Source organism: Pseudomonas entomophila (genome assembly GCF_013523165.1).
GTDB classification, from domain to species: Bacteria; Pseudomonadota; Gammaproteobacteria; order Pseudomonadales; family Pseudomonadaceae; genus Aquipseudomonas; species Aquipseudomonas entomophila_A.
The window spans coordinates 1-25,563 of the sequence record NZ_JAAMQI010000027.1; the positions used below are offsets into that span (position 1 = coordinate 1).

Below are 25,563 nucleotides of genomic sequence, written 5' to 3' on the forward strand. Positions count from 1 at the left end.
CGTCCAGCACCATTTCAGCAGCTTGAACTTTGTGTTCTTTCGAATAAGAATTGCGCACTGATTTTGCCTCCAATTGGACGCCATTATAGCGTCCGAAGAAGGTGTCCAAAATCATTAAGCCAGTTCAGGGCCGCTCCTACAGTGACCGCGATCGACTGCAAAGGCCAGGGCAACGTTACGCAGACAGACCAGATCAGCGCTGCGATCCCTGTAGGAGCGGCCCCTGTGCCGCGATCGGGCCCAACGGGCCCGTAAAATCAGCGACGCCCCAATCAGCCTACCAACCCTTCACCCCCAGCACCCCCGCCTCAAACCCCACCAAACCGCCCATCAAGATACGCAATGATGTCCTTGGACTCGTACATCCAGGTCGTCTTGCCCCCCTCGTCGATCCGCAGGCAAGGCACCTTCACCCGCCCACCTCCTTCAAGCAGCGCCTGACGGTGCACGGGGTCGTGCTTGGCATCACGCAGCGCCACCGGCACGTTCAAACGGTGCAGGGCACGCCGCGTCTTCACGCAGAACGGGCAGGCATGGAACTGGTACAGTGACAGCTGACGTGCGGCCTGGTCGACCTGGGCCTGGGCGGCCGGGTCGCGCTTGCGCTTGGCCGGGCGGCTGACCCAGTCGCCGAACACGATCAGTTGGCCGAGTCCGACCCGGAGGGCTTTGACGATCATCGATGACTCCTGGTGCAAGAGCCAGGCCCGGCAGGCCTGGCATCACGGGCCTGTCACTTGATCAGGCTGAGAAACTCGCTGCGGGTGGCCGCATTGTGACGGAACTCGCCGAGCATGACCGAGGTGATCATCGCCGAATTCTGTTTTTCGACACCGCGCATCATCATGCACATGTGCTTGGCTTCGATGACCACGGCCACGCCAGCAGCGTCGGTGACCTGGGCGATCGCGTCGGCGATCTGCCGGCTGAGGTTTTCCTGGATCTGCAGGCGGCGGGCGTACATGTCGACGATGCGCGCGACCTTCGACAGGCCCAGCACCTTGCCCTTGGGCAGGTAGGCCACGTGAGCCTTGCCGATGAACGGCAGCATGTGATGCTCGCACATCGAATACAGCTCAATGTCCCGAACCAGCACCATCTCGCTGTTGTCCGAGGTGAACAACGCGCCGTTGGTGACTTCTTCCAGAGTTTGCTCATAACCGCGGCAAAGGTACTGCATGGCCTTCGCTGCCCGCTTGGGCGTGTCGCGCAGGCCCTCGCGGGAGACGTCCTCGCCGATCTGGCTGAGGATCTCGGTGTAGTTCTGTTCCAGGGACATGGATCTACCTGTGGGAATTTTTGCAAAGGCGAAGGGTACGGCGGCGCGCGCGACGCTGCAAGCGCGACGTCATTCGTCGCGGCCCTCGAGCATGGTGCGCTTGAGCATCACGTAGACCGCCCCGGTGCCCCCGTGGCGCGCGTTGCACGAGGCGAACCCCAGCACCTGGGGATGCTGGCGCAGCCAGGTGTTGACGTGGCTCTTGATCATCGGGCGCTTGCCGTCGAGGCGCGCCGCCTTTCCATGGGTCACGCGCACGCAGCGCACTTCGAGTTTGGTCGCCTCGGCAATGAAATCCCACAGCGTTTCGCGCGCCTTCTCGACCGTCATCCCATGCAGATCCAGGCTGCCCTCGAAGGGGATCTGGCCCAGCTTGAGCTTGCGCAGCTGCGTTTCCTGCACGCCATCGCGGCGCCACATCAGCTCATCCTCGGCGCCCACGTCGATCACGAACTGATCGGACAACCCGTCGATCACCAGCGGCTGGTCGGTGCGCACGGTGGCGGCCTGACGCAGGCCGGCCAGTTGCCGACGGTCGGCCTTGGGCTTGCCGACGTCCGCACGGTCGTGACGGATCGGCTTCACGCCCTGCATCTGGCCCCGGAAGAGGGAAAAGTCATCGTCTTGCATGCCGGTCTCCACGCCTTGAGGCGGCGTATCTTACTCGACTGTCCGGCGCTCAACCGCGCTTTTTCGTCAGGTGAGGCGACAGGCCCAGTTCGTGACGCCGACGCAGGCGCAGGCGGCTGATGCGCCACCCCCGCACGCCCAGCCATGACAGCAGCAGGCCGGCCACCACCAGCACGCCGGCCAGCGGACGGTTGGCGTTGAGTTCGGCGAAGGCCTCGTAGTTGCCCAGCAGGCCGGCGACGCCGGCCATGGCCATCAGGATGCCCAGGGTCGCGACCATGGCCGACAGACCGGCCGCCAGGCGCGCACCGCGACCGCCAGGGGTACGCGAAGAAAAGGTGTCGAAGCTGTCAGCGCGTTTCATGCCGGTCTCCTCCGGGGGTATCCGCTCATGAGACTCGCCGAACCGAACCGGCGTTCCGCACGACCGTCAGGCGGTCGTCGCGCGTCAGATGAGGCTGTCGGTGGGGGCGACGCAGGCGAAGTTGTCGGCCATCACCGCCATTTCGCAGCGGTGGATCTGCGCGGCTGGGATGACCTCGTCCTTGAACGCCAGGTCGCGGGTGGTCGAGGCATCCTCGACCAGCGTGCAGCGGTAGCCGTAGTCCTTGGCACGGCGCACGGTGGTGCTGACGCTCGAGTGGCTCATGAAGCCGCAGACGATGAGGTCCAGGTGCCCCAGGGCCTGGAGCGTCTCGTGCAGGGAGGTGTTCTTGAAGGCGTTGGGCATGCGCTTTTCGATGACGGTCTCGCCGTCACGTGGCTCGAGCCCCGGGATGAACTCGCCACGGCTGCCTTGCGGGTCGAACGGGCCGCCGACGGTGCCGAGGTGGCGTACGTGGACGATCGGGCGACCGGCCTTGCGCGCCGCCTCCAGCAGCCGGGCGATGTTGGCGACCGCCGCGTCCATGCCCGACAGCGCCAGCGGCCCGCTCAAATATTCCTTCTGGGCGTCGATCACGATGAGGCTGGCCTGGTTCAGCCGGGCCGGCGGGTAGTCGCGGCCGCTCAGGCGGAACATGGTGGTTGGAACGGACATCGATGGCTCCTTGGCTAGGGCTTTTGTGGCCTATTGTCCTCTGCCGCGACGCCGTTGGGAATGCTTGACAGCGCAGGCTGCGCGTTTCCTGGCCTGGAGCCGACTCGCCGGCAGTCCGGGGGAACCATTTGCACCTGGCTGCTGTTAGACTTTCGGACTGTCTGATAAGGAGTTCTTCGTGATCACATCCCGCCTGCGCACGCTGCGCGACCACATCCGCTGGGCGGTCAGCCGCTTCCACGAACACGACCTGTTCTTCGGCCACGGCGCCGACAATGCCTGGGACGAGGCGCGCCTGCTGGTGCTCGGCGCCGTGCACCTGCCCTGGGAGATCGCCGACAGCTACCTGGACTGCCAGCTCGAGGACGACGAGCGCGTGCGCCTGCTGCACCTGATCAAGCGGCGCATCGACGAGCGCGTGCCGACCGCGTACCTGCTGGGCGAGGCCTGGTTCTGCGGCATGTCGTTCCTGGTCGATGAGCGTGTGCTGGTGCCACGCTCACCCATCGGCGAGCTGATCGAGAAGCGCTTCGAACCCTGGCTGGCCCAGGACCCGGCGCGCATCCTCGACCTGTGCACCGGTTCCGGCTGCATCGGCATCGTCGCCGCCGACGTGTTCCCCGAGGCCGAAGTGGCGCTGGCCGACCTGTCGTTCGACGCGCTGGAAGTGGCCAACCGCAACATCGAGCGCCATGGGCTGGAAGGGCGGGTCTACACCGTGCAGGGCGATGGCTTCGGCGGCCTGCCGGGCCAGCGATTCGACCTGATCCTGTCCAACCCGCCCTATGTCGATGCCGAAGACTTCGCCGACATGCCGGCCGAGTACCACCACGAGCCCGAGCTGGGCCTGGCCTGCGGGCAGGACGGCCTGGACCTGGTGCGGCGCATGCTGGCCGAGGCCGCCGATCACCTGACCGACAAGGGCTTGCTGATCGTCGAGGTCGGCAACAGCCAGGTGCACGTGGCCGAGCTGTACCCTGAAGTGGACTTCGCCTGGCTCGACTTCGAGCGCGGCGGGCATGGCGTGTTCATGCTGACCGCCCAGCAGTGCCGCGACCACCAGGCCCTGTTCCAGTCGCGGATCTGATCCGCATCCCTGCGTCGAGGCTTGCCGCTCACCCGGCAGGCCTCAGCGCGACGCCATCCAGATCAGCAGCCCCGCCTGGAACACCGCGAAGGCCACCAGGCAGGCGATGGTGAAGCGCAGGCTGCTGTCTTCGCGCTGGTAACGGGCAACGCGCTCGTCCCGCTCGCGCAGCGACGCTTCCTGGGCCTGGAGGTCGGCATCGGCCTGTTGCAGCAGGCCGGCGGCTTCCAGCGTGTCCACGCGCTGGACCCGTTCGGCATTGAAGCCGCCCTTGAGCTGGGCGACCTCCAGCGCGGCGGTGTGGTCGCGCGTCTGGCCGTCGGCGTCGATCGACGTGAGCCCCAGCCGCCCCAGGACATGGTCCCGGCGCAGCGTGTTGTCGGGGCGCAAGGCGTCCCTGGGCGGCAGCATGCGACTCTCCACCTGATAGTGCGACCAGCGCCGTTGCAGCCAGGTCACGCCCTGCGCCAGGAGAAAGCGGCCCAGGCCACGGTCGAGCGGCTGAAGGTCGAGGTCGGCGCCCAGGCGCACGGACTTGCTCTGGTGATCGACCCAGATGTCCAGGCGGTTCTGGGTCTTGTGCACGCGCTGGCCGGGCAGGCGGATTTCCAGGCGCAGCAGGCTGAAGGCCAGGTCATGGCGCTCGGCATGCCCGACTTCGACGAAGCGCAGCGGCCGGATGCCGTCGTGGCTGGTCGGCAGAGGGGCCAGGCGCAGCAGTTGGAAGTGCTCGGCATGCACGTCGGCCCAGGGCAGGGCGGCAGGCTCCGGTGAAGGGGGCGTTTCGGTGTCGGTCATCCGTTGATCCTCGGGCTCAGGCGGGGTGGCGGCCGAACGCCTCTGATCGGCCCACCCATCCTCCTGCTATCGGCACGCGGGGCAAAACCTGAACGCTTACTGCCCCACCACCTGGCGAATGAACGCCACCACACGCTCGCCCAGCTCCCGCGCCAACGGCAGCTCGGGGTTGTTGTAGCTCTCGCGCTGCTGGCTCATGTCCCGCGGGCTGATGCGCAGCATGTGGTTCATGCCGTCGATCAGCACCAGTTCGGCGTCGGGCCGCGCGGCCTTCAGGCGTTCGGCGTCCTCCACGTCGACCTGCACATCGTTGCGGCCCTGGATGATCAACGCCGGTACCGTCAGCTGGGCGAAGGCCTGTGCCGGGTTCTGCCGGAACAGGCTGATCAGGTAGGGCTGCACGCTCGGGCGAAACACCTGGCGTAGCGGCGCGGGCACGTCCAGGCTGGTCTGGCCGGCCTGCAGGCGGTCGAGCAAGGCATTGCCCTTGGCCAGCTGACGCGGCGACAGCCGTTGGGCCAATTGCTCGCGCAGCACGTCCGCGACCGGCCGACCGCTGCCGGCCAGGGTGATCACCGCGCTGGCGCCGGCCGGCTCGGCCGCCAGGCTGGCGATCAGCGCCCCTTCGCTGTGGCCGATCAGGATCAGCGGGCCGAACCGCGGGTCGGCCTTGAGCGTCTGCCCCCAGGCCACCACGTCCTGCACGTAGCGCTCGACGCTCAGGTCACGCTCGTCCGGCGTGGCCGGCTGGCTGGCCGCCACGCCGCGCTTGTCGTAGCGCACGCTGGCGATGTGCGCGTTGGCCAGCAGCAGGGCCAGGCGCTTGAGGTTGTCGACCCGGCCGCCCGCCGGGTTGTTGCCGTTGCGGTCGGTCGGCCCGGAGCCGGCGATGATCAGGGCCACCGGGGGTGGCGAGTCGCTTTCGGGCAGCAGCAGGCTACCGTGCAGCACACCTTGGCCGGTGTCCAGACTGATCGGGCGTTGCAGGACGGTGGGGGAGGCGGCCTGAACCAGGCCAGCGAAGCACAACAGGAACACGGCGACCATGCGCGACTTCATCGAACTACCAACGCGGCCAGGCCGCTTCCAGAGAGAGGTGGGATGGCGCTTGGACCGGGCGCTGCGGCACAAGGTTCGTTCGCCAGGGATGAACTCGCCGGTGGGCCTGCGTATACTGGCGGCCTTGTTCAAACCAGGCTGATTCGCGGAGCGTCCTGCATGTCCGGCAATACCTTTGGCAAGCTGTTCACTGTCACCACCGCTGGCGAAAGCCATGGTCCGGCGTTGGTCGCCATTGTCGACGGCTGCCCACCGGGCCTGGAGATCACCCTGGCCGACCTGCAGCACGACCTGGACCGCCGCAAGCCCGGCACCAGCCGCCACACCACCCAGCGCCAGGAGGCCGACGAGGTCGAAATCCTGTCCGGGGTGTTCGAAGGCCGTACCACCGGCTGCTCGATCGGCCTGCTGATCCGCAACACCGACCAGAAGTCCAAGGACTACTCGGCCATCAAGGACCTGTTCCGCCCGGCCCACGCCGACTACACCTACCACCACAAGTACGGCACCCGCGACTACCGCGGCGGCGGTCGCAGCTCGGCGCGCGAGACCGCCATGCGCGTGGCGGCCGGGGCCATCGCCAAGAAGTTTCTCGCCACCCAGGGCATCCAGGTGCGCGGCTACATGAGCCAGCTCGGGCCGATCGAGATCCCGTTCAAGACCTGGGACAGCGTCGAGCAGAACGCCTTCTTCTGCCCGGACCCGGACAAGGTCGCCGAACTCGAGACCTACATGGACCAGCTGCGCCGGGACCAGGACTCGGTCGGCGCCAAGATCACCGTGGTCGCCGAAGGCGTGATGCCCGGCCTGGGCGAGCCGATCTTCGACCGCCTGGACGCCGAGCTGGCCCATGCGCTGATGAGCATCAACGCGGTCAAGGGCGTGGAGATCGGCGCAGGCTTCGCCAGCGTCGCCCAGCGCGGCACCGAGCACCGCGACGAACTGACCCCGGACGGCTTCCTGAGCAACAACGCCGGTGGCATCCTCGGCGGGATCTCTTCGGGTCAGCCGATCGTCGCGCACCTGGCGCTCAAGCCCACGTCGAGCATCACTGTGCCAGGCCGCTCGATCGACACCGAGGGCAACCCGGTGGACATGATCACCAAGGGCCGTCACGACCCGTGCGTGGGCATCCGCGCCACGCCGATCGCCGAGGCGATGATGGCCATCGTGCTGATGGACCACGTGCTGCGCCACCGTGGGCAGAACGCCGACGTGCAGGTGACGACGCCGGTGCTGCGCTGATGCACGACCGGCGCGTGGTGCACTGAGCCATGGCGCCGCTGCCCTACTGGCGCCTGTCCAGTTTCTACCTGTTCTATTTCGCCCTGCTCGGCGCCACGGCGCCGTTCCTGGCGCTGTACTTCGATCACCTGGGCTTCGCGCCGGCGCGCATCGGCGAGCTGGTCGCCATCCCCATGCTGATGCGCTGCGTCGCACCGAACCTGTGGGGCTGGCTGGGTGACCGCAGTGGCCGGCGCCTGCTGATCGTGCGGCTGGGCGCGCTCTCGACCCTGGCCAGCTTCGCGCTGATCTTCTTCGGCGCCAGTTATGCCTGGCTGGCGCTGGTCATGGCCCTGCATGCCTTCTTCTGGCATGCCGTGCTGCCGCAGTTCGAGGTCATCACCCTGGCGCACCTGCAGGGGCAGACCGGCCGCTACAGCCAGGTGCGCCTGTGGGGTTCGATCGGTTTCATCCTGGCGGTGATCGGCCTGGGCGGGCTGTTCGAGCGTTTCAGCCTCGACGTCTACCCGGTCGCGGTGGTGCTCATCATGGCCGGCATCGTCGTCGCCAGCCTCTGGGTACCCAACGCGCAGCCACCTGAACCGACCGAGCGGCAACCGGCGGGCGGGTTTCTCGCCCAACTGGCCGCGCCGGGCGTGCTGGCCTTTTACGCGTGCGTGGCGCTGATGCAGCTCAGCCACGGGCCGTACTACACCTTCCTCACCTTGCACCTGGAACACCTGGGCTACACGCGGGGCGCCATCGGCCTGCTGTGGGCACTGGGCGTGGTGGCCGAAGTGCTGATGTTCCTGCTCATGGCGCGGGTGTTCCAGCGGTTTTCGGTGCAGCAAGTGCTGTGCGCCAGTTTTCTGCTGGCGGCGCTGCGTTGGCTGCTGTTGGGTGAGCTGGCGCAGGTGCCCGCCGTGTTGCTGTTCGCCCAGCTGCTGCACGCGGCCACCTTCGGCTGCTTCCACGCCGCGGCGATCGCCTTCGTGCAGGGCAGCTTCGGCGCGCGCCAGCAAGGCCAGGGCCAGGCCCTGTACGCTGCGCTGGCCGGGACCGGCGGTGCCCTGGGCGCGCTGTATTCCGGTTACAGCTGGGCCCGGCTCGGGCCTGGCATGACGTTCGGGTTGGCCAGTGGCGCGGCGCTGCTGGCCGGCTTCATCATGATCGTTCGATTGAAACGAAGCAGGAGCAATGCATGAGCATCCTCAGTGTTTTTCAGGTATCCAGCCCGGCCGTGCCGGACAAGGTCCTGACCCATCACGAAGACATCGCGGCCACCTTGGCCGAGCATGGCGTGCGTTTCGAGCACTGGCCGGTCGAGAAGGCAGTACGTCCGGGGACGGAGGAGGGCGAGGTCAGGGCGCTTCAGGCACCGGTGTTCGCGCGCCTGTCAGGTGAGCACGGGTGCACCGTGCTGCGGCTGCTCAACCAGGACGGCGTCGATCAGGGCTCGTTGGGCTGGCGTGAAGAGCATGTGCAGACGGGCGAGGAAGTGTTCGCGCTGTTGGGCGGACGCGCCGAACTGAGCGTGCGTCTGGACGATCGCGTGCTGTCGGTGTTGTGCGAAAAAGGTGACGTGCTGACGATACCGGCCGGAGCGCGGCGCTGGCTGGAGCTGGGGGAGCGACCGTTCTGCCTGGCGATCCGTGCCTTCAAGAACGAAGGCGATGCCTTGGCGCGGTTTACCGGCGACGAGACGGCCAGGGAATTTCCTGGCATCGAGGCGTTCTGAGAGGGGTGACGTGCCGTTCGCAAGGCAGGCCGATGTTCACAGGGCGAGGTCCGATGAACGTGGGCGTGCCTTACGAAGCCCGAACCGTCATTAGCGGTAGGTAGGCAGGGCGAAGCGTTGCTGGCTTTGCAGCATGTTGATCACCGGCAGCTCGCTGGCTTGTTCGGCCAGGTCACGGCGGATGGCGCTGATGGCCCAGGACAGTTGCTCGGCGCTGTGCAGCTGGCCGTAGGACAGCACGCGGCGGGTGACCTTGCCGTCGGCACCGCGCAGGGTCAGCAAGATGCCGCCATCGGGACGCGGCTGGGTAGCGACTTGGTAGGCAGCGAATACCGAGGCGAATTTCTCTTGAATGAGGTTCATGTCCAACTCCCGAAATGGATGTGTGCAGATTCTGGGTAGAAGGATTGCAGCGAGCGTGCCAGCTTTTTGCTAAAAAAATATCCTTTAAAATCAATTGCTTAACTATGTGACAATTTCACTGTGCCATGCAGAGTGCATGGTCATGCAAATTGCACAGTGCATTTTGCAACGCCAGCAGGCGCGTGGCCGTGGAACCATCCCCAGACGCCTGCTGCCTAAGCCATTCGACCCGATTGCCAGGAGCACACAGATGACCGATTCGTCGCAGACCCCCGCCGGCGCCGGCCGCGCCATGACCGAAGAAGAAGCGGTGCAGTTCGCCGAGCAGGTCTTCGATCGGGCCCGTGTGGGGGATGCCGAGATGCTCGAGCGGTTGATCACCAGCGGGCTGCCGGTCAACCTGCGCAACGGCAAGGGCGACACCCTGCTGATGCTGGCCAGCTACCACGGGCACCATGATGCCGTTCGTGTGCTGCTCAAGCACGGCGCCGACCCCCTGATGGCCAACGACCGCGGGCAACTGCCCATCGCGGGCGCGGCCTTCAAGGGCGACCTGCAGATGATCCAGCTGCTGCTCGAAGAGGGTGTGCCGGTCGACGCCTGTGCCGCCGACGGGCGCACGGCCCTGATGCTGGCCGCCATGTTCAACCGCGTGGAAATGCTCGACTACCTGCTGGAGAAAGGCGCCGACCCTGCGCGTCGCGACGTGGGCGGTGCCAACGCCCTGGCTGCGGCCCTGACCATGGGCGCCAGTGAGGCGGCCGCGCGGTTGCAGGCCCTGACCGACTAACCGGCGGCGGGTATTTGCGGCTATCCTTGGCGACTTTTTTTCGTCGCTCGCAAGGGGCCACCATGACACACGCACTGCTCGAACTCATCCGCCTGGTCGGCGCCGGCTGCATGACCGACGACGACATGGCGCGGATCGCCGACGAGGCGGCCCAGGCCTACGCCGACCCGGCCGCCTTCCTCGCGGCCAACCCGGACATCAACTACGACGACAGCTTCCCGATCCCGCTGGGCGAATGGGTGGTGGTCGGCAGCCTGCCGGACACCGTCCTGTTCCAGGCCGACAGCTACCAGGCGCTGTACGAGCAGATCGCCGCGTCGTTCGACAAGAGCGTACCGCTGAACCTCAAGGCCAAGCAGCTGGCGCGCACCGAACCACTGACGGCGCTGAACCGCATCCAGGTGCAGCTGGGCGCATTGAACAAGGAGGCGGGCGGCTACGTGCTGGTCAACTTCAGCCAGCCGCTCGATGACGAACTGCAGATGGTCATGGTCGGCCAGCACGACCTGGCGCGCGTGCTGGCATTGAGCGAAGAGGTCGGCATCGCCGCCGCCCCAGCGCTCGAGGCGTTGCGCCAGGCCTGAGGCGAGGGCGTCAGCCCAGTGCCGTGTCGAGGAACATCATCACGGCGAAGCCGCCCATCAGCCCGAGCGTGGCCGACGTCTGGTGGCCATGGCGGTGGGTTTCCGGGATCACTTCGTGCGAGACCACGAACAGCATCGCCCCGGCCGCCAGGCCCATGCTGACCGGGTAGGCCAGGGCGAAACCGGTGGAGATCCCCAGGCCGATCACGGCGCCCAGTGGCTCCATCAGGCCGGAGCCGATCGCCACCATCGCCGCCTTGAAGTTCGACAGGCCGGTGGCCCTTAGCGCCAGGGCCACCGCCAGGCCTTCCGGGATGTCCTGGATGGCGATGGCGCTGGTCAACGGCAGGCCGACCGCCATGTTGCCGTTGGTGAAACTGACGCCGATGGCCATGCCTTCGGGCAGGTTGTGCAAGGTGATGGCCAGCACGAACAGCCAGACGCGGTTGATGCGATCGGCCTCCGGCCCCAGCGGGCCGGTGCTTTCGTGCTCATGGGGCGTGAAGCGTTCCAGGCCGAGCATCAGTAGCACGCCCAGGCCCAGGCCGACCACCACGGTGAAGGCCGCGCCGGTGCCGCTGCCGGTGATCTCCCGCGCGGCCTCCAGCCCAGGCAGGATCAACGAGAACGAACTGGCTGCCAGCATCATGCCGGCGGCGAAGCCGAGCATCACATCCTGGCTGCGCGTGCTCACGTCGCGCAGCACCACCGCCAGCACGGCGCCGAGCGCGGTGGCGGCAAAGCCCGAGAACCCGCCCAGCGCCGCCAGGTGCAGGTTGTGCGCATGGTCGCCGCTGAAGGCATTCCAGATGCTCGCCCCCAACAGCGCCAGCACCACCAGCAGGCTCACGCCCAGCCCTGCGCTCAGCCAGGGCGCGGTCTTGATCTGGTCGCGCCAGGCGCTGCGCAAGGTATTGACGACGACGCTGTCGGTAGTGGCTTGGGGCATGCAGACCTCGTGGCGGGTGAGTGGGCGTGTCAGAGTAGGGCGGATTCGCGGCGCCGGGGTTCCCTGGCCGGGACGAATGACGGACCATGGACAGCGATCGAAGACAGGCGCGGGAGCATCGGTATGGGTTCGACGTTCAACGGGCTGGTCGGCTTGATCCTACTCGGGTTCGACCTCTGGGCGCTCGCCAACGTTCTCGGCAGCGGGGTACAGGGGTGGAAGAAAGGCCTCTGGAGTGTGTGGGTCGTGGGGGCACCGGTGATCGGGGTCATCGTCTGGGGCATTGCCGGGCCTCGGTGGCGGCGAAGGGGTGGGCCGACGCGGTGACGGGGTTTGTGGGCCCGTTGGGCCCAATCGCGGCGCAGGGGCCGCTCCTACAGTTGGACCGCGGTGCTGATTTGCCAGAACGACGCCGCTCTCCTGTAGGAGCGGCCCCTGTGCCGCGATTGGGCCCAACGGGCCCATGAAATCAGCCACCCCGTGGATCAGGTAAAACCTGTATAGACAGCGCTCTCCTGCGGCCCAACCTGACATGTTCCTGCCCTCCCGACACAATTTTCACACTGGATTGCCCACACTCCGCGCCGCACAATACGGCCTTGGCCCAATGGCCGCCGCGCAAGACACCCCCCGCCAGTGCATGGCAGGTGCCTGCGCCTCTTCGAAAACCGCCTGTCCAGGACCCTCGTTCATGGCTAATCCGGATGCCCTGAAGCAACCCGCGCCGTCGCGCACGTTCGCCCCCACGCTCACGTCCCACCTGGCCTACACGCTGCTCAGCGGCCTGGCGATCATGCTGATGCTCAGCCTGGTGCGCCTGGCGCTGCTGCTCTACAACAGCGACATGATCGGTCAGACACCCTACTCGACCGTGGCCGAGGGCTTCCTCAACGGCCTGCGCTTCGACCTGCGCGTGGTGGTGTACGTCAGCATCCCGCTGCTGCTGGCCATGCTCAGCCCCTGGGCCATGGCGCGCCGTGGCGTGTTCCGCCTGTGGCTGACGCTGGCGTCCAGCGCCGTGCTGTTCCTCGGGCTGGTGGAGATGGACTTCTACCGGGAATTCCACCAGCGCCTCAACGGCCTGGTCTTCCAGTACATCAAGGAAGACCCCAAGACCGTGATGAGCATGCTCTGGTACGGCTTCCCGGTGGTGCGCTACCTGCTCGCCTGGGCGTTCGGCACCTGGCTGATCAGCCTGGTGTTCAAAGGCATCGACCGTCTGACCCGTGGCCCGGCACGTCAGCCCGGCCAGGTCGCAGGCCGGCGCGTCACGCCCTGGTACAACCGCCTGGCGGTGTTCATGGTGGTGCTGCTGGTGGCGGTGGTCGCGGCCCGCGGCACCCTGCGCCAGGGCCCGCCCATGCGCTGGGGCGATGCCTTCACCACCGACTCGAACTTCGTCAACCAGCTGGGCCTCAACGGCACCCTGACGCTGATCGACGCGGCCAAGAGCCGCTTCGGCGAGGACCGCGCCAACATCTGGAAGGCCACGCTGGACCCCCAGCAGGCCCAGCAGACCGTGCGTGAGCTGTTGCTGACCCCCCATGACACCCTGGTGGATGCCGACAGCGCCGCCGTGCGCCGCGACTTCGTGCCGCCGGCCGAGCGCACGCTGCCGATCCGCAACGTGGTGGTAATCCTGATGGAAAGCTTCGCCGGCCATTCGGTGGGCGCACTGGGCAGCCGCAACGACATCACCCCGAACTTCGACCGCCTGACCAAGCAGGGGCTGCTGTTCGACCGGTTCTTCTCCAACGGCACCCACACCCACCAGGGCATGTTCGCCACCATGGCGTGCTTCCCCAACCTGCCGGGGTTCGAGTACCTGATGCAGACACCCGAGGGCGGGCACAAGCTGTCCGGTCTGCCGGCATTGCTCAGCGCCCGCGACTATGACGATGTGTATGTCTACAACGGCGACTTCGCCTGGGACAACCAGTCCGGGTTCTTCGGCAACCAGGGCATGACCACCTTCATCGGCCGCAACGACTTCGTCAATCCGGTGTTCTCCGACCCGACCTGGGGCGTGTCCGACCAGGACATGTTCGACCGGGCCAACGAGGAGCTGTCGCACAACTACGGCAAGAAGCCGTTCTATGCCTTGCTGCAGACGCTGTCCAACCACACGCCGTATGCCTTGCCCAAGGACCTGCCGGTCAAGCCGGTCACCGGCCAGGGGCGTCTGGACGAACACCTGACCGCCATGCGCTACTCCGACTGGGCGCTGGGCCAGTTCTTCGAGAAGGCCAGCAAGCAGCCGTACTACAAGGACACCTTGTTCGTGATCGTCGGTGACCACGGCTTCGGCAACCACCAGCAGGTCACCGAACTGGACCTGGGCCGCTTCAACGTGCCGCTGCTGTTGATCGCACCGGGCATCCAGGACGCCTTCGGCGCGGTCAACCATACCGTCGGCACCCAGGTCGACATCGTGCCGACCATCATGGGCCGCCTGGGCGGCGAGACCCGTCACCAGTGCTGGGGCCGTGACCTGCTCAACCTGCCGGCGGGCGATCCGGGCATCGGCATCATCAAGCCGTCGGGCAGCGAGCAGATCGTCGGCCTGGTCCAGGGCGATCGCATTCTGATCGAGTCCAAGGACATGTCGCCGCGCCTGTACCGCTACCAGCTGGGCAGCGAGTTCAAGGCCGAACTGATCGACAGCCCTGATCAGCCGGACTTGGTGAAGAAGCTCGAGTCCTACATCCAGACGGCCACCAAGAGCCTGCTGGACAACACGGCGGGCGTGGTGCACGGCGTGCCTGAATGAGGGTGACGGTTCAGGGTGTGTCGCGGCGACGCGACCTCCCTGCGCCGCAGCATCGGGCGGGCTCAGCCCGTCGGATTTTCAGGCATGCAGGCGCATGTTCGGCTGAACGAAAGCCCGAGCATGGCGGTCAAGCTAGAACGGGCGTCATTCAACGTTTTTCAGGGCGAGGTCTATTTGATGAAAGAATGGGAAATCACTTTTCTGGACCAGAACGGTGTGCAGAGTTCCCTGGCCTACGACGCCGATGAATGCCCCAGCAAGGAAGAGGCGGCGCAGTGGATCCGGGCCAAGCTGTTCCCGGTCATGGCGCAGGCTGACCTGAACGACCTGCAAGGTCGCGTGGAGTCGCCTACCGAACGCGTACTCAAGGAGCAGAACAGCGTCATCATCCTCGGTATCAGCGAAAAGGCCTGAACGGCCCTTGGCAAGCGCCCCTTCAGAGCGCTAACGTGTCACTCGGCGGCCGCCTTTCCAGGCCGCCCCTTCAACACCGCTCCACATCGAAGCAAGCAGCTCGCATTACCTGGCGTTCAGGCGCCTGGCAGGTGCCTACGCACTGAAAGTCTATCCATGCACTCCAGGAGGACGTTTCATGAGCAGCCATAACGAAGATGTCAGCAGCAGTGTCCTGCGGCAGATGAAGGACGGGGGGTTCGACTTCACCCGCATTCATCCCATCGAGTTCTACGCCACCTTCCCTGACGAGGCCTGCGCCCGCGAGGCGGCTGGGCAGTTCCGTGGGGAATCTCTCAACGCGCAAGTCTCCGAACTCGACGACGGTGCCTGGCACTTGCAGTTGAGCAAGGTCATGTACGCCACCTACAAAGGCATCGGGGCGTTCGAGCAGGCGTTCGAGTCGGCGGTTTCGCCCCTGGGTGGCGAAGTCGAAGGCTGGGGCGTCAAGCACGAGCGGTTGCTGGCCTGACGTGTTCCGCAGTGTTCCATTGACAAGCACCAGCCCGTGCCCCTTGGTCGTGCCGTGGACAAGGGGAGGGGTGGTTGCCGACCCCGTTCGAGGTGTGCGTACCTGCGGCGCTGATCGCCACAGGTCGTTAATCGTTGCCCGTTCGAACGCCAGCCGCTAAGGTCGCCGCCTCGATCGCACAGAGGCAACCATGGGCTACCTATTCGTCGTCGCGCTGATTCAGGCGTTTTCCTTCAACCTCATCGGTGAGTACCTGGCCGGCCAGGTGGACAGCTACTTTGCCGTGCTGGCCCGGGTGATCCTGGCCGGCCTGGTGTTCCTGCCGCTGACCCGCTGGCGCCAGGTCGAGCCGCGCTTTCTGCGCGCCATGCTGCTCATCGGCGCCTTGCAGTACGGCATCACCTACGTGTGCCTGTACCTGAGCTTCCGGGTGCTCAGCGTGCCGGAGGTGCTGTTGTTCACCATCCTCACGCCGTTGCACGTGACCCTGATCGAAGATGCCCTCAACCGGCGCTTCAATGCCTGGGCCCTGGTGGCGGCCGGGGTAGCGGTGGCGGGCGCGGCGGTGATCCGCTTCGACACCTTGAGCGGGGACTTCTTCGTCGGTTTCCTGCTGCTGCAGCTGGCCAACTTCACCTACGCCGCCGGCCAGGTGCTGTACCGTCACCTGATCGCCCGGCACCCGAGCGACCAGCCGCACTACCGGCGCTTCGGCTACTTCTACCTGGGTGCGTTGCTGGTGGTGCTGCCGGCGTTTCTCGCATTCGGCAACGCCCAGCACCTGCCCAGCACCGACAGCCAGTGGCTGGTGCTGCTGTTTCTGGGCCTGTGCCCGACGGCGCTGGGGTTGTACTGGTGGAACAAGGGCGCTTGCCTGGTACCGGGCGCGACCCTGGCGGTGATGAACAACCTGCATGTGCCCGTCGGCCTGGTGCTTAACCTGCTGATCTGGAATCAGGCCCAGCCCCTGGGCCGGTTGCTGGTGGGCGGGGCGATCATCCTGGCCTCGGTGTGGCTCAGTCGTTTGGGCACACGGGGCCTGCCGCGAGCGGCTTGAGCGTCGTCGACGAACAGGCTGCCATGGCAGCCTTTTCTTCATGGGGACGCCGCGACAGGAATGCGGCGCTTCAGGTGCGGGCAGGGCGTTTGAGCCTGCCGTAGGCCAGCGCGCCGAACTCGCTGACGAGCATGCCGCCCAGGATCAGCACCGCGCCCAGGATGTTCAGGTCCGTCAGCCGGTCCCCGGCCAGCCAGTAGCCGAACAGGCCGCTGAACACCGGTTCGAACAACAGGATCAGGGCCACGGCCTGGGGGTGCATGAGCGACTGCGCCTGGGTCTGTACGAAATAGGCCAGCCCCGTGCCGAGGATGCCGAGCAGCACGAGGATGAGCCAGGTATCGCCGTCGGCAGGGACGCTGAGCTCGCCTGAGGTCGTGCTCCACAGGCCGGACAGCAGCGCCACGGTCAGCATCTGCAGGCAGGCGAAGGCCAGGGGTGTGCCGGAGAAGGGCAGCTTGGCCAGCATGACGATGTGCCCGGCGAAGAACAGCGCGCAGCAGAGGATCAGCGCATCGCCCAGGTGCAGGGCGAAATCCGTCAGGCTGAGCAGGCCCAACCCGGCCAGCGCCACCGCCGCGCCGAGCCACTGCGGCCCGGTCAGGCGGTCGCGGTAGAGGAAGAACAGCAGAATGGGCGTGAACACCACCGACAGGCCGGTGATGAACCCGGCGTTGGAGGGCGTCGTCAGGCCGATGCCGCTGGTCTGGAAGGCGAAGGCGACGAACAGCATGACGCCCGCGGCGATGCCCGACAGCACATCCCGGCGTGTCAGTCGCTTCAGGGAGGCATAGGCCATCGGCGCGAGGAACAGCGTGGCAATGGTGAAGATCCACGTGTTGAGCGCGGAGGCGGTCATGCCGTGCAGGCTCTGCTGCTTGGCCACGAAGCTCCAGCCCCAGACGGCGGTGATGGCGATCATGGCCAGGGACCAGAAGGGTTTCGAGTTCACGGCAGGCTCCAGAGGGGCAGGGCAGGTTGAGAAGGGAACGAGGTGCTTCCTTCTAGCGTCCGGTGGCGAGATTGTCCAGGGGTTGCAGTCCCGCCCCGGCCGTTGTCTTTCGTCCAGCGCTACCACAGTGAGTGGCTTTATGGACCCTGCGGGCCCAATCGCGGCACGGGGGCGCTCCTACAGGAATCACGTCAGTCTGAATCATTGGCTTGGCACGACAGGCGGCACGCGCGCCTCTGTCCTGCGCTACCGCGGTGATTGACTTTATGGGCCTTTCAGGCCCAATCGCGGCACAGGGGCCGCCCCTACACCCGTAGCGCCAACGCGGTGATTCGGAACAGCGCCACACTTCTTCTGGATCGGCCCTGCCAGGACGCCGGACCGTCCGCGATTGGGCCTGAACCCGTAGCGCCAATGCGGTGATTCAGAACAGCGCCACACTCCCGTAGGAGCGGCCCCTGTGCCGCGATTGGGCCCGCAGGGCCCACAATTCAGCCCTGCCGGCTCAGCCTCATGTTGCCACTCACCGCACCACCAGACACGGCGCATGAAACAACTCCCCTCGATACGCCCCCACTGCCGTGCGCATCGCCACCCACGCCCAGGCCACCCCCACGACCACCACCAACCCACTCCCCATCGCCTCGAACACCGCCATCCGCAACACGCTACCCAACTTCAAGGTCGCTGCCGCGTACACCCCCAGCGGGAACACGAACGCCCACCAGCCCAGATTGAACGACATCCCCAACACCACATGGCGCGCGGTGATCGCCACCGCCAGCAACAACCACCACACCCCCAACCCCCACAACAGCATTCCTCCAATCGCTCCCACCACGGCCGCTGTCATACCGATCTCGCCCAACCCGTTGGCCGCGAAGACCGTCGGTGCCGCGCTGCCCAGCACCAGCATCCCCAACGCTCCCGTACCGATCGGACCGAGCGACAGCCAGATCGACGCCGCCAGTGCCTGCGGTGGCAGCCTGTGCACCACCAAGCGTAACAACAGCACCACCAGCAGGCTCAGCGCGACCGGCACCGAATACGCCCACAGCACGTAGCACAGCACCAGCATGTGCAACTGTGCAGGCGCCTGCGCCACGTGCGGGACGATGAGCCCACCCGTGACGGCCGCCACTTCGGCCGTCACCACCGGCAATAACCAGACCGCCGTCATCTGCTCCAGACTGTGCCGCTGGCGCGTGACCATCAGAAACGGCACCCACACCCCGCAGGCCATCGCCAACGCGACATCCAGCCACCAGAGGGCCTGCGCCCATGGCACGACGCCGCTTCCCCAGGCGGGCAGGCCGTACTGCAGCAGGCCATTGATCAAGGTCGCCAGGGCCATCGGGATCGTCCCGAGAAACATCAAGGCGGTTGGGTGCTCGACGATGCGCCTGGCTTCCTCGAAGAACAGCACCCAGCGCGCCAGGTACAGCCCGCTGAACACGACGAACAGCGCCGCACTGAACTGCCAGAGCCCATTGCCCAGGTGCGACAGCGAAGCCCCCGCCCCAGGCAGCTGCCCCAGCAACAACGCCAGAATGCCCGTGCCCATGACCACCGAGAACCATTGCGGCGTGAACTGCCGCACCACTTCCAGCCAGCCCGACAGAGCGGACAGCGGTCGTGGGAAAGGCGTACGCAAGCGTGGGCCGAAATACTGCACAGTGCCCTCCGGGGCGTCGAGTAGATGACGCTGGCAGCATGACGAGCTGGCATCAACCGGTAAAACGCGTAATCTGTTTATCACTTACCTATTTTGCAGTTAGATCAATGCGCCTTACCTTGCGTCAACTCGACATCTTCAAGGCCATTGCCCAGCATGGCTCGACCGTGAATGCCAGCGCGGCCCTGTCGCTCTCCCAATCAGCCACCAGTTCAGCGCTCCAGGAGCTGGAAAGCGCACTCGACGTGCGCCTGTTCGACCGTGTCGGCAAGCGTCTGGTCCTCAACGCCAATGGCCACGCCTTGCTGCCCCAGGCCGTGCGCCTGCTGGGGGCGGCTGCGCAGATCGAGGACGGGTTCGAGGGCAGCGATCAGGCCACGCGCCTCACGGTCGGCTGCAGCACTACCATCGGCAGCTACCTCATGCCGATCCTGATGGAGACGCTCGCCCGGCATCACCCCAGCCTGCGCATCGACGTGGTCATCGGCAACAGTGCAGACATCGCCCGCCAGGCCGCCCAGCTGTGCATCGACATCGGCCTGATCGAAGGCCCTTGCCACCTGCCTGAGCTGACCGTGCGCCCTTGGTTCGAAGACGAGCTGGTGATCATCGCCGCCGTTGACGCCCCCCTGGCGCAAGGTCATCCGGTCACGCGCCAGGCCTTGCGCACCGCACCCTGGCTGATGCGCGAGGCCGGCTCAGGCACCGCCGAAGAAGTCGCCCACCGGCTGATGCCTCACCTGGGTCATCTGGAAGACACCCGCCGCATCGGCAGCTCCGAAGCGATCAAGCGCATGGTCGCCGCCGGTCTCGGGATCAGTTGCTTGTCGTACTGGGTGGTGAGTGATCTGATCGCTCAAGGGCAGTTGACTGTCCTCGCTCATGACCTCCCGGCGCAGACGCGCCAGCTGCATGTCGTGCACCACCGGGACAAGTTTCTGTCGCGCGCCCTGGACGACTTCCAGCACACGCTGGACGCCTTCGCCTTCGCCCAGGGGCAGCACTGACGCCTGGCGCTAGTCAGCAGAGGGCGTGTCGGACGCCACCAGCAGACGCTCCAAGGCCGTCAGGCGCGCCTCGCTGACGATGTCGTAGGTGCCGCCACTGCTCTGCCGATAGACCTCGCGCGCCTTGCGCACCCGCTCCAGCAAAGGCACCACCACCCCCGAGGCCATCTCGAGAAAGTCATTGAGGTCGGCCCGCGTCTGCGGAATCTTGTAGCCCTTGGCCGTGCTGGTGATGATCACGTTGGCGTCACGCAGCTTGGCGATGCCGTTGGAGCGGATCTTGTGCTCGGACACGTCGCCGAACCCCCGGTCATGCAGGTAGGCGAGGATGTCGGCCGTGGGGAGGTAGTCCTGGGTAACGAATTCGCTCTGGAACCTCAGGTAATCGAGAATGGCCAGCTGCAGCCGCATGTCCTCGTCCGGGTGCTCGCCGGCCTGCTCGATGAAGCGATCGGCCTGGCGCAACGCTTCCTGGTGCACCTGATAGTCGGCGTATTGCGCCTCGTCCATGGGCGGTGGCAAAAGTGAGGTGAACGCAGGCGGCCACTCCAGCATGCCCAAGGTGCGGGCCTGCAACAGCGTCTCATAGGCGTTCCGGACCATTGGCTTGGCCTTGCCGCCATGCACCTCGCTCACGGCGTTTGCCAGCCCCTGCGCGATGTGAAGCAGGGCCTCGTCCTCACGGGCGCGCACCTGGAACATCTGCTCGTCGCCGAACAGATCATCGGCGTAGCGTGCCTGTATCAGCCCTTGCAGGCGCTCGCGGAGCGTCACGTCACCGTCTGCGTCCACGGTGACTTGCACATCACGCAGGTCTCGGAACAGGCGGGCATGCAACAGCCCGCCGACATGCTCGGTGAACGAGGTTTTCAGTTGCAGGCCGCCGTCCCGGTGGATGCGCGCCTTGTCCACGACGATGACGTGCAGCTTCACCGGCCATCGAGCGACCTCGGTCAGCCACTCGGCATGCTGGCTGGCCTGGGCTGCGCGGCGCTTGCCAGGCGTCAGGTCGGCGAGGTGGACCCGCTGTCGGCTCAGGTGCTCGGCGTGCTGGCGAACCGTGTGCAGGTGCGTGGCGCTGACCAGGAGCGTGCAGAACACCAGGCGACCTGAACCCGGTGCTGTTGCAGAGGTCAAGTTCCGGTCACCTGACTCGCTCAGGTAGGCATGCGTGGTCGTCAAGTCAGCCTCCGTTACACAGTGCGCAGGGTGTGCTATCAGCGTAGCAATATCGGGCAGCTTACAGCGTGGCGTTGGAAGCGTGCGGTCGATCACACTTGGGCATGGAGGTGCAGGCCACGCGGTTGTTGCCTTGGTCGGCAGGTGACAAAATGATGCGTGGAGCATCGGCAGTAGGCCTGAACAATGGAGTCAGGCCTTCAGATGCTCTAAGCACGGCAAGCCGTGTTTTCGATCAGTCAAGGACTATAGGGAATTTTCAAATGAGCGTCGCCGAAGCCAGCAAGGATATTTCTCAGCACAAGCCCAAATGGCAAGAGCGGTTTGCGTTTTTCGATGCGCATGGGGCGCCCAGTTCGCCCGAGTACAAGGCAGCGCTCAAGCAGCAGCCGTTCAAGAAGAAGCTGCTGATCAACATGAACTTCATTGCGTTGTTCTTTGGCCCTATCTACCTGTTCGTACTGGGCTTGTGGAAAAAGAACCTGGCGTTGCTGGGCATCATCATCGGGGCAGGCTTGGTGATTGACGTGCTCTTTGCCTTGCTCGGCATGGAAACGCCGCGTGCCATCAACACCGGGTTTGGTGTGGCAACCAACCTGCTGTATGGCTTGAGTGCGAACTATGCCTACTACCTGAAAGAGCGTAAGGGCGAGCAGGGCTGGAACCCGTTCAAGGGCATGCGCTGGTAATGCGCTCAAGGGCTGCTCACGTCATGCACACGCCTGCGTGAGCAGTCCTTGGCTCTGGCAGTGATGAAGCGGCTGCGGACAAGGTCGCCTTGGTCAGTGATCGTCTACTTCTTTTCGGGTTTGCTCGGTTTCAAATCAGGGTTGTTACCTTGCGTCTCTTTATTGTCATGACGCCGCTTGTCGACTTCACCGGTTGATTTGGCGGTAGGTTTTGGGCCGGGTTTGAGTGCCATGGGGTCGTCCTCGTGCTCGTGTGAAGATCAAGGGTGTCCAGTGAGCGTAGACAGTTGATGGGCGCTTTCAAGTGGTGAAAAGAAACGCCCTTGCAGACGCAAGCCCTTGTCATCTCACGTCTGGCTCATCTCCTCGATCTTGCGCGGGCCCTCCCCAGGACCACGCCCCGCCAACCCGGACTCCCGCAACACCGTCAGCAGGTAGTCGAAGAGATCCCCCTGCGTGGCCGGCTCCATCTGTCGGACCCTGCAGGTCATGTCCTGACGTCCCTCGGCGCTAAACGATCAGGTAACCACCTGGCAGACGCACCTGACCCAGCGCGCGCTTCAAGCGGGGCGAGAGCCGTCCTCTTGGCTGATCGGGTATCCGCTTGATGTTCATGAGCTCACATGCAGGGTCTTCGCTTTTTGTTGAGCTGCATGTCGCCTCTGCAGCTGTGTCAGCGCCAGGCATCCCAAGCACGCAATGATCGTGGCCAGGGAGGTAATTCCGGCATTGAGCCCGAAATAGTCAATCAGGTACCCAGTCAGAACAGGGATAGCGCCAGCAGGGACGTAGCCCCCCATGTTGAACACTGCATTTGCCTCAGCCCTACGTTCGCTCTGAACGTTGTCTGCGATCAGTGTCAGACCTCCCAGTTGCCCCAACCCCTGGCCTGCGCCGGCAAGCAGCGCCGAGGCGATCAACCAAACCACCGATCCCAGCTCCAGCGCAATCCAGACGCTGACCATTGATGAAATCGTCGCTACGCCACTGAGCGTAAAGACGGTGCGATAGCCATGACGCTTCGCTGCGAATTGAACACCCACGGCTACGACGAACATCGAGAAGGCCATGCAGCCGGTGATCAGTGGGCTGTTCACACCCATGAACGTAGCGATCAGTTTCGGACCCAGCGACAGGATGAACGACGTCGAGGTAATGCCGGGGCCGAAGAATGCGATGCCTAGCAGTACGATGCCGAGGCTTCTTTTCGGCACGGTGGGCAGGCGTGGTTTGAACGAGCCAGTCCCCAGCTTGCGGTTTTTCTGGATCATCAGTGCGAACAGTGCCAGGCACAGCAGAGCAATTTCAATCCGAAAGACGGCGTGAACAGGCGTGGTGAGGTACTGGGCGACGACACCTGCCAGCAGCGGGCCGGTGCCTGCGCCGAACACCATGGCAACGGAAGCCATCAGCGAAGCGAAGTGCTTACGGTGTGGCTGGGCATGTTCGACCACGTTGGCCATGCCTCCGGAGACCACCAGCCCGACGGAGACTCCCGTGAGGAAGCGAGCGAGCATGAGCGTGCCGATGCTTGCAGCCTGGTCGAACAGGATGGCCGCGATGATTGCCAAGCCGATACAGGGTACCAGCAGCGCTTTGCGCCCGAAGTGATCAGACAGTTGTCCGGCTACCGTCAGGGTGAGAAGGAGGCCAACGATATAGCAGGCAAAAATCACAGTCAGTGTGCCTGAGGTAAAACCCAGGGTCTGCTGCCAGATGCTGTAGAGGGGCGTAGCGGCGTTCGACAGAATGAAGATTGCGGTAACGATCCAGGCTGTTCGATACACAGCAAGCGTCCCCTGCTGAGGCGTAGTGCTGCTCATGAGTGTGATCTCTCTGGTAACGGGTTCAGGCCAGAGTAATCAGAGAAGGCCTGTGAACCCATTCCCAGGAAACGCAAGTGAGGTGTGAAAAAATTCACAGGGGTCGGGTTTTTGCCAAGCCCTCTATGAGGAAGTCCAGCACCACACGGATCTTTACAGAACTGCGCAGATCCTCATGGAAGGCGAGCCAGACGGGAAGCTCAAGGGGAGAACACTCCATGTCCGCCTTGACCAGCTCGTATTCTGAGGCCAAGAAATCGGGCAAGTAGACGACGCCAGCGCCGCCCGCTGCAGCGAGCGCCTGGATCCGCAAATCGTTGCTGGTCACCGAAAGCCGCCTGCCTTGAAGGTTGTCCATCAGCCAGCGCTGCTGGGTGGATTGACCCATGCTGCGGTCATAGCCGATGAATTCATACTCAGCCGTCGTTCGCTTGGCCAGGTAGGCCTCACTCGCGTAAGGGAAGAAACACAGAGTGCCCAAGCTCCTGGCCACTACGCTTTGTTCTTCTGGCCGAATGAAGGTGATGGCGATATCGGTCTCTTTCCTCGCCAGAGAAGCTGTGGACTTGGCTCCTACTAACCTGAGTTGCAGAAGGGGGTGGCGTTCGCGTAGCGCTCCGAGTCTACGAGCGACCAGGGTGCCTAGATACGCTGGAGGGGCAGAGAGAGTGACTTCCCCTTCGACACGGCTTTCTTCACCCTCGATGAACCGCTCGAGTGCGAATGAGGCCGACTCCATGAGCGCTGCATACTCGCCCACCCGCAGGCCGTCCTCGGTGAGCTCATAAAGCCGGCTTCTGCGGTCGACCAGTTTCATGTTCAATGAGGCCTCAAGCGCGGAGATCCTGCGCGCCACAGTGGCGTGCTCCACGCCTAAAGACCGAGCAGCTGCGGCCAGCGATCCCTCGCGAACGAAAGCGTTGAAATATCGAAGGCTGTCCCAGTCAAACATGTTGGCTCGTCAGATAGCTGTAGGGGTGCCGCGCCATCCTAGCGTGCCCGACGGAATCGGGCACTTGCTACCGCATCAGGGGGCTGTCGCTGTCGCATAGGCTGAGCTGTGCGACCACATCGTCGGATGACATGACGTGGGCATAGTCGGCGCCCAGTATGGCCAAGGTAAGCTCATGAACGGTTGAGGCGTCCCAGCGCATTCCTTGTGGCCCGATGACGGGTACAGCAGTCGTGGCGTCCGCAGGAAGAATAATGTCGTACCCAAGCGCTTTCCCGGCTCGAATGGTGGCATCCATGCTGTTATGAACGACAACGCCGGTCAAGACAATGCGTTTGACTTGCATGCTTTTGAGAAGGGCATCCAATGGGGTTCCTATGAATGCGCAGTTCTCATGCTTGATGATGACAACCTCGCCCTCTACGGGAGCCACTTCCTTCTTGATCCCATTCCAGGGACCATGAACGTGATAGCTGGAGGTGGGGTTCCGTTCATCATGCTTTACGTGAAGGACAGGCCAACCATTCGATCACCAGTGCCGCAGCAGGCGCTGGATGACGGACACATAATCGGGGTGGCTTTTATCAGCCCACACAGGCTGATCGATAGCATCCTGAACATCGAGAATAATCAGGGGAATGCTAGACGTATCCCTCATAGGGGGCGTCTCCTTACGATGGGCGCTTAGTGTGCTGCAACGTCCTCCAGTCAACAAGCAGCGCCGTCTCGCTAGCGTACCGGTGCTGACAAACAGGCCACGGAGGAGGGGTTGCTACACGTCAGCGGATTGAAGCGTAGCGAGCCGGCAGCCGGACTATCGTAAGCGTCCGACGAACCCATCTACATCCGGCTTTCATTCCGAAGGCAGCCAGTCTCCGCCAGTGTGAATTGAACAACCCTGAACAGAACAGGATGCTCATTTGCGATGTCATGCACTTGCTAACCTCAAGAACGCCTTAGCAGTGCAGTGAGAAATGTTTCGCGTGATTCAAGC

Annotated in this window: 29 protein-coding genes and 1 pseudogene; 13 read left to right on the plus strand and 17 right to left on the minus strand. The window is 64.7% G+C overall.

Annotated features, from left to right (window positions below; all coding sequences use genetic code 11):
• Nucleotides 1-308: 308 nt before the first annotated feature.
• The 5 genes from G7Z99_RS17365 to G7Z99_RS17385 form a co-directional block, all read right to left on the minus strand.
• The gene (locus G7Z99_RS17365; RefSeq protein WP_181095953.1) at nt 309-680 is read right to left on the minus strand and encodes a glutaredoxin family protein; all 372 of its coding nucleotides are present in this window, start codon (nt 678-680) and stop codon (nt 309-311) included.
• A gap of 53 nt (nt 681-733) precedes the next feature.
• Nucleotides 734-1,279 (minus strand): GTP cyclohydrolase I FolE, encoded by a 546-nt coding sequence (gene folE, locus G7Z99_RS17370; RefSeq protein WP_060394569.1) that lies wholly within the window; start codon nt 1,277-1,279, stop codon nt 734-736.
• 69 nt (nt 1,280-1,348) lie between these two features.
• On the minus strand, nt 1,349-1,909 hold the full coding sequence (locus G7Z99_RS17375; protein WP_181095954.1) for a Smr/MutS family protein: 561 nt from the start codon (nt 1,907-1,909) through the stop codon (nt 1,349-1,351).
• A 49-nt stretch (nt 1,910-1,958) separates the two neighbouring features.
• Nucleotides 1,959-2,273, minus strand: coding sequence for a hypothetical protein (locus tag G7Z99_RS17380; RefSeq protein ID WP_181095955.1), 315 nt, complete (start codon nt 2,271-2,273; stop codon nt 1,959-1,961).
• Between the two features lie 84 nt (nt 2,274-2,357).
• On the minus strand, nt 2,358-2,948 hold the full coding sequence (locus G7Z99_RS17385; protein WP_181095956.1) for a cysteine hydrolase family protein: 591 nt from the start codon (nt 2,946-2,948) through the stop codon (nt 2,358-2,360).
• A 178-nt stretch (nt 2,949-3,126) separates the two neighbouring features.
• Here G7Z99_RS17385 and prmB point away from each other — a divergent pair, with 178 nt between their 5' ends.
• A complete protein-coding gene (gene prmB, locus G7Z99_RS17390) occupies nt 3,127-4,035 on the plus strand; it encodes a 50S ribosomal protein L3 N(5)-glutamine methyltransferase (RefSeq protein ID WP_181095957.1) in 909 nt (302 codons plus the stop codon).
• A 42-nt stretch (nt 4,036-4,077) separates the two neighbouring features.
• Here the strand turns inward: prmB and G7Z99_RS17395 are convergent, their stop codons facing one another.
• Entirely contained in the window at nt 4,078-4,833 is a 756-nt protein-coding gene (locus tag G7Z99_RS17395; protein WP_181095958.1) for a hypothetical protein, read from the minus strand.
• A 96-nt stretch (nt 4,834-4,929) separates the two neighbouring features.
• Entirely contained in the window at nt 4,930-5,892 is a 963-nt protein-coding gene (locus G7Z99_RS17400; protein ID WP_181095960.1) for an alpha/beta hydrolase, read from the minus strand.
• 159 nt (nt 5,893-6,051) lie between these two features.
• Here G7Z99_RS17400 and aroC point away from each other — a divergent pair, with 159 nt between their 5' ends.
• The 3 genes from aroC to G7Z99_RS17415 are packed head-to-tail and all read left to right on the plus strand — an operon-like array spanning nt 6,052 to nt 8,854.
• Nucleotides 6,052-7,137, plus strand: a complete 1,086-nt coding sequence (gene aroC / locus G7Z99_RS17405; protein WP_181095961.1) for a chorismate synthase — start codon at nt 6,052-6,054, stop codon at nt 7,135-7,137.
• A 29-nt stretch (nt 7,138-7,166) separates the two neighbouring features.
• Nucleotides 7,167-8,321: an MFS transporter gene (locus tag G7Z99_RS17410; protein ID WP_181095963.1), complete on the plus strand. Its 1,155-nt coding sequence runs from the start codon at nt 7,167-7,169 to the stop codon at nt 8,319-8,321.
• Nucleotides 8,318-8,854: an oxidase gene (locus G7Z99_RS17415; RefSeq protein WP_181095965.1), complete on the plus strand. Its 537-nt coding sequence runs from the start codon at nt 8,318-8,320 to the stop codon at nt 8,852-8,854. The genes G7Z99_RS17410 and G7Z99_RS17415 overlap by 4 nt, the downstream gene beginning before the upstream one ends.
• A 90-nt stretch (nt 8,855-8,944) precedes the next feature.
• Here the strand turns inward: G7Z99_RS17415 and G7Z99_RS17420 are convergent, their stop codons facing one another.
• Nucleotides 8,945-9,217, minus strand: coding sequence for a DUF3509 domain-containing protein (locus G7Z99_RS17420; RefSeq protein ID WP_181095967.1), 273 nt, complete (start codon nt 9,215-9,217; stop codon nt 8,945-8,947).
• Between the two features lie 250 nt (nt 9,218-9,467).
• Here G7Z99_RS17420 and G7Z99_RS17425 point away from each other — a divergent pair, with 250 nt between their 5' ends.
• Both G7Z99_RS17425 and G7Z99_RS17430 read left to right on the plus strand, forming a co-directional pair.
• Nucleotides 9,468-10,007, plus strand: a complete 540-nt coding sequence (locus G7Z99_RS17425; RefSeq protein ID WP_258197069.1) for an ankyrin repeat domain-containing protein — start codon at nt 9,468-9,470, stop codon at nt 10,005-10,007.
• 62 nt (nt 10,008-10,069) lie between these two features.
• Nucleotides 10,070-10,591: a hypothetical protein gene (locus G7Z99_RS17430; protein WP_181095969.1), complete on the plus strand. Its 522-nt coding sequence runs from the start codon at nt 10,070-10,072 to the stop codon at nt 10,589-10,591.
• Between the two features lie 10 nt (nt 10,592-10,601).
• Here G7Z99_RS17430 and G7Z99_RS17435 read toward each other — a convergent pair whose 3' ends face one another.
• Nucleotides 10,602-11,540, minus strand: coding sequence for a ZIP family metal transporter (locus tag G7Z99_RS17435; protein ID WP_181095971.1), 939 nt, complete (start codon nt 11,538-11,540; stop codon nt 10,602-10,604).
• Between the two features lie 123 nt (nt 11,541-11,663).
• Here G7Z99_RS17435 and G7Z99_RS17440 point away from each other — a divergent pair, with 123 nt between their 5' ends.
• The 5 genes from G7Z99_RS17440 (at nt 11,664) to G7Z99_RS17460 (ending at nt 16,292) form a co-directional block, all read left to right on the plus strand.
• A complete protein-coding gene (locus G7Z99_RS17440; RefSeq protein ID WP_181095973.1) occupies nt 11,664-11,867 on the plus strand; it encodes a hypothetical protein in 204 nt (67 codons plus the stop codon).
• A gap of 364 nt (nt 11,868-12,231) precedes the next feature.
• On the plus strand, nt 12,232-14,310 hold the full coding sequence (locus G7Z99_RS17445; RefSeq protein ID WP_181095975.1) for an LTA synthase family protein: 2,079 nt from the start codon (nt 12,232-12,234) through the stop codon (nt 14,308-14,310).
• A 177-nt stretch (nt 14,311-14,487) separates the two neighbouring features.
• Nucleotides 14,488-14,724: a hypothetical protein gene (locus G7Z99_RS17450; RefSeq protein ID WP_181095977.1), complete on the plus strand. Its 237-nt coding sequence runs from the start codon at nt 14,488-14,490 to the stop codon at nt 14,722-14,724.
• Nucleotides 14,725-14,902: 178 nt separating this feature from the next.
• Entirely contained in the window at nt 14,903-15,235 is a 333-nt protein-coding gene (locus tag G7Z99_RS17455) for a ribonuclease E inhibitor RraB (RefSeq protein ID WP_181095979.1), read from the plus strand.
• A gap of 190 nt (nt 15,236-15,425) precedes the next feature.
• Nucleotides 15,426-16,292 (plus strand): carboxylate/amino acid/amine transporter, encoded by an 867-nt coding sequence (locus G7Z99_RS17460; protein ID WP_181095981.1) that lies wholly within the window; start codon nt 15,426-15,428, stop codon nt 16,290-16,292.
• 70 nt (nt 16,293-16,362) lie between these two features.
• On the opposite strand, the gene G7Z99_RS17465 is transcribed toward G7Z99_RS17460, so the two are convergent.
• Complete coding sequence (locus tag G7Z99_RS17465) at nt 16,363-17,244, minus strand: DMT family transporter (RefSeq protein ID WP_181095983.1); 882 nt, start codon at nt 17,242-17,244, stop codon at nt 16,363-16,365.
• 523 nt (nt 17,245-17,767) lie between these two features.
• On the minus strand, nt 17,768-18,919 hold the full coding sequence (locus tag G7Z99_RS17470) for a TDT family transporter (protein ID WP_308812300.1): 1,152 nt from the start codon (nt 18,917-18,919) through the stop codon (nt 17,768-17,770).
• Between the two features lie 107 nt (nt 18,920-19,026).
• On the opposite strand from G7Z99_RS17470, the gene G7Z99_RS17475 reads away from it, so the two are divergent.
• Nucleotides 19,027-19,926 carry a LysR family transcriptional regulator gene (locus G7Z99_RS17475; RefSeq protein WP_181095985.1) on the plus strand — a complete coding sequence of 300 codons (900 nt, stop codon included), beginning with the start codon at nt 19,027-19,029 and terminating at the stop codon, nt 19,924-19,926.
• Nucleotides 19,927-19,935: 9 nt separating this feature from the next.
• Here G7Z99_RS17475 and G7Z99_RS17480 read toward each other — a convergent pair whose 3' ends face one another.
• On the minus strand, nt 19,936-21,063 hold the full coding sequence (locus G7Z99_RS17480; RefSeq protein ID WP_258197070.1) for a DUF3800 domain-containing protein: 1,128 nt from the start codon (nt 21,061-21,063) through the stop codon (nt 19,936-19,938).
• A gap of 305 nt (nt 21,064-21,368) precedes the next feature.
• Here G7Z99_RS17480 and G7Z99_RS17485 point away from each other — a divergent pair, with 305 nt between their 5' ends.
• Nucleotides 21,369-21,794 (plus strand): DUF2628 domain-containing protein, encoded by a 426-nt coding sequence (locus G7Z99_RS17485; RefSeq protein WP_181095989.1) that lies wholly within the window; start codon nt 21,369-21,371, stop codon nt 21,792-21,794.
• A gap of 104 nt (nt 21,795-21,898) precedes the next feature.
• On the opposite strand, the gene G7Z99_RS19930 is transcribed toward G7Z99_RS17485, so the two are convergent.
• The 5 genes and pseudogenes from G7Z99_RS19930 to G7Z99_RS17505 all read right to left on the minus strand — a co-directional run.
• Nucleotides 21,899-22,027: a hypothetical protein gene (locus G7Z99_RS19930; RefSeq protein WP_258197071.1), complete on the minus strand. Its 129-nt coding sequence runs from the start codon at nt 22,025-22,027 to the stop codon at nt 21,899-21,901.
• A 114-nt stretch (nt 22,028-22,141) separates the two neighbouring features.
• Complete coding sequence (locus tag G7Z99_RS17490; RefSeq protein ID WP_181095991.1) at nt 22,142-22,285, minus strand: hypothetical protein; 144 nt, start codon at nt 22,283-22,285, stop codon at nt 22,142-22,144.
• Nucleotides 22,286-22,405: 120 nt separating this feature from the next.
• Nucleotides 22,406-23,617, minus strand: coding sequence for an MFS transporter (locus tag G7Z99_RS17495; protein ID WP_181095993.1), 1,212 nt, complete (start codon nt 23,615-23,617; stop codon nt 22,406-22,408).
• Nucleotides 23,618-23,711: 94 nt separating this feature from the next.
• Nucleotides 23,712-24,569, minus strand: coding sequence for a LysR family transcriptional regulator (locus G7Z99_RS17500; RefSeq protein WP_181095995.1), 858 nt, complete (start codon nt 24,567-24,569; stop codon nt 23,712-23,714).
• A 67-nt stretch (nt 24,570-24,636) separates the two neighbouring features.
• Nucleotides 24,637-25,035, minus strand: a pseudogene (locus G7Z99_RS17505) (isochorismatase family protein); the annotation flags it as partial.
• Between the last annotated feature and the right edge of the window lie 528 nt (nt 25,036-25,563).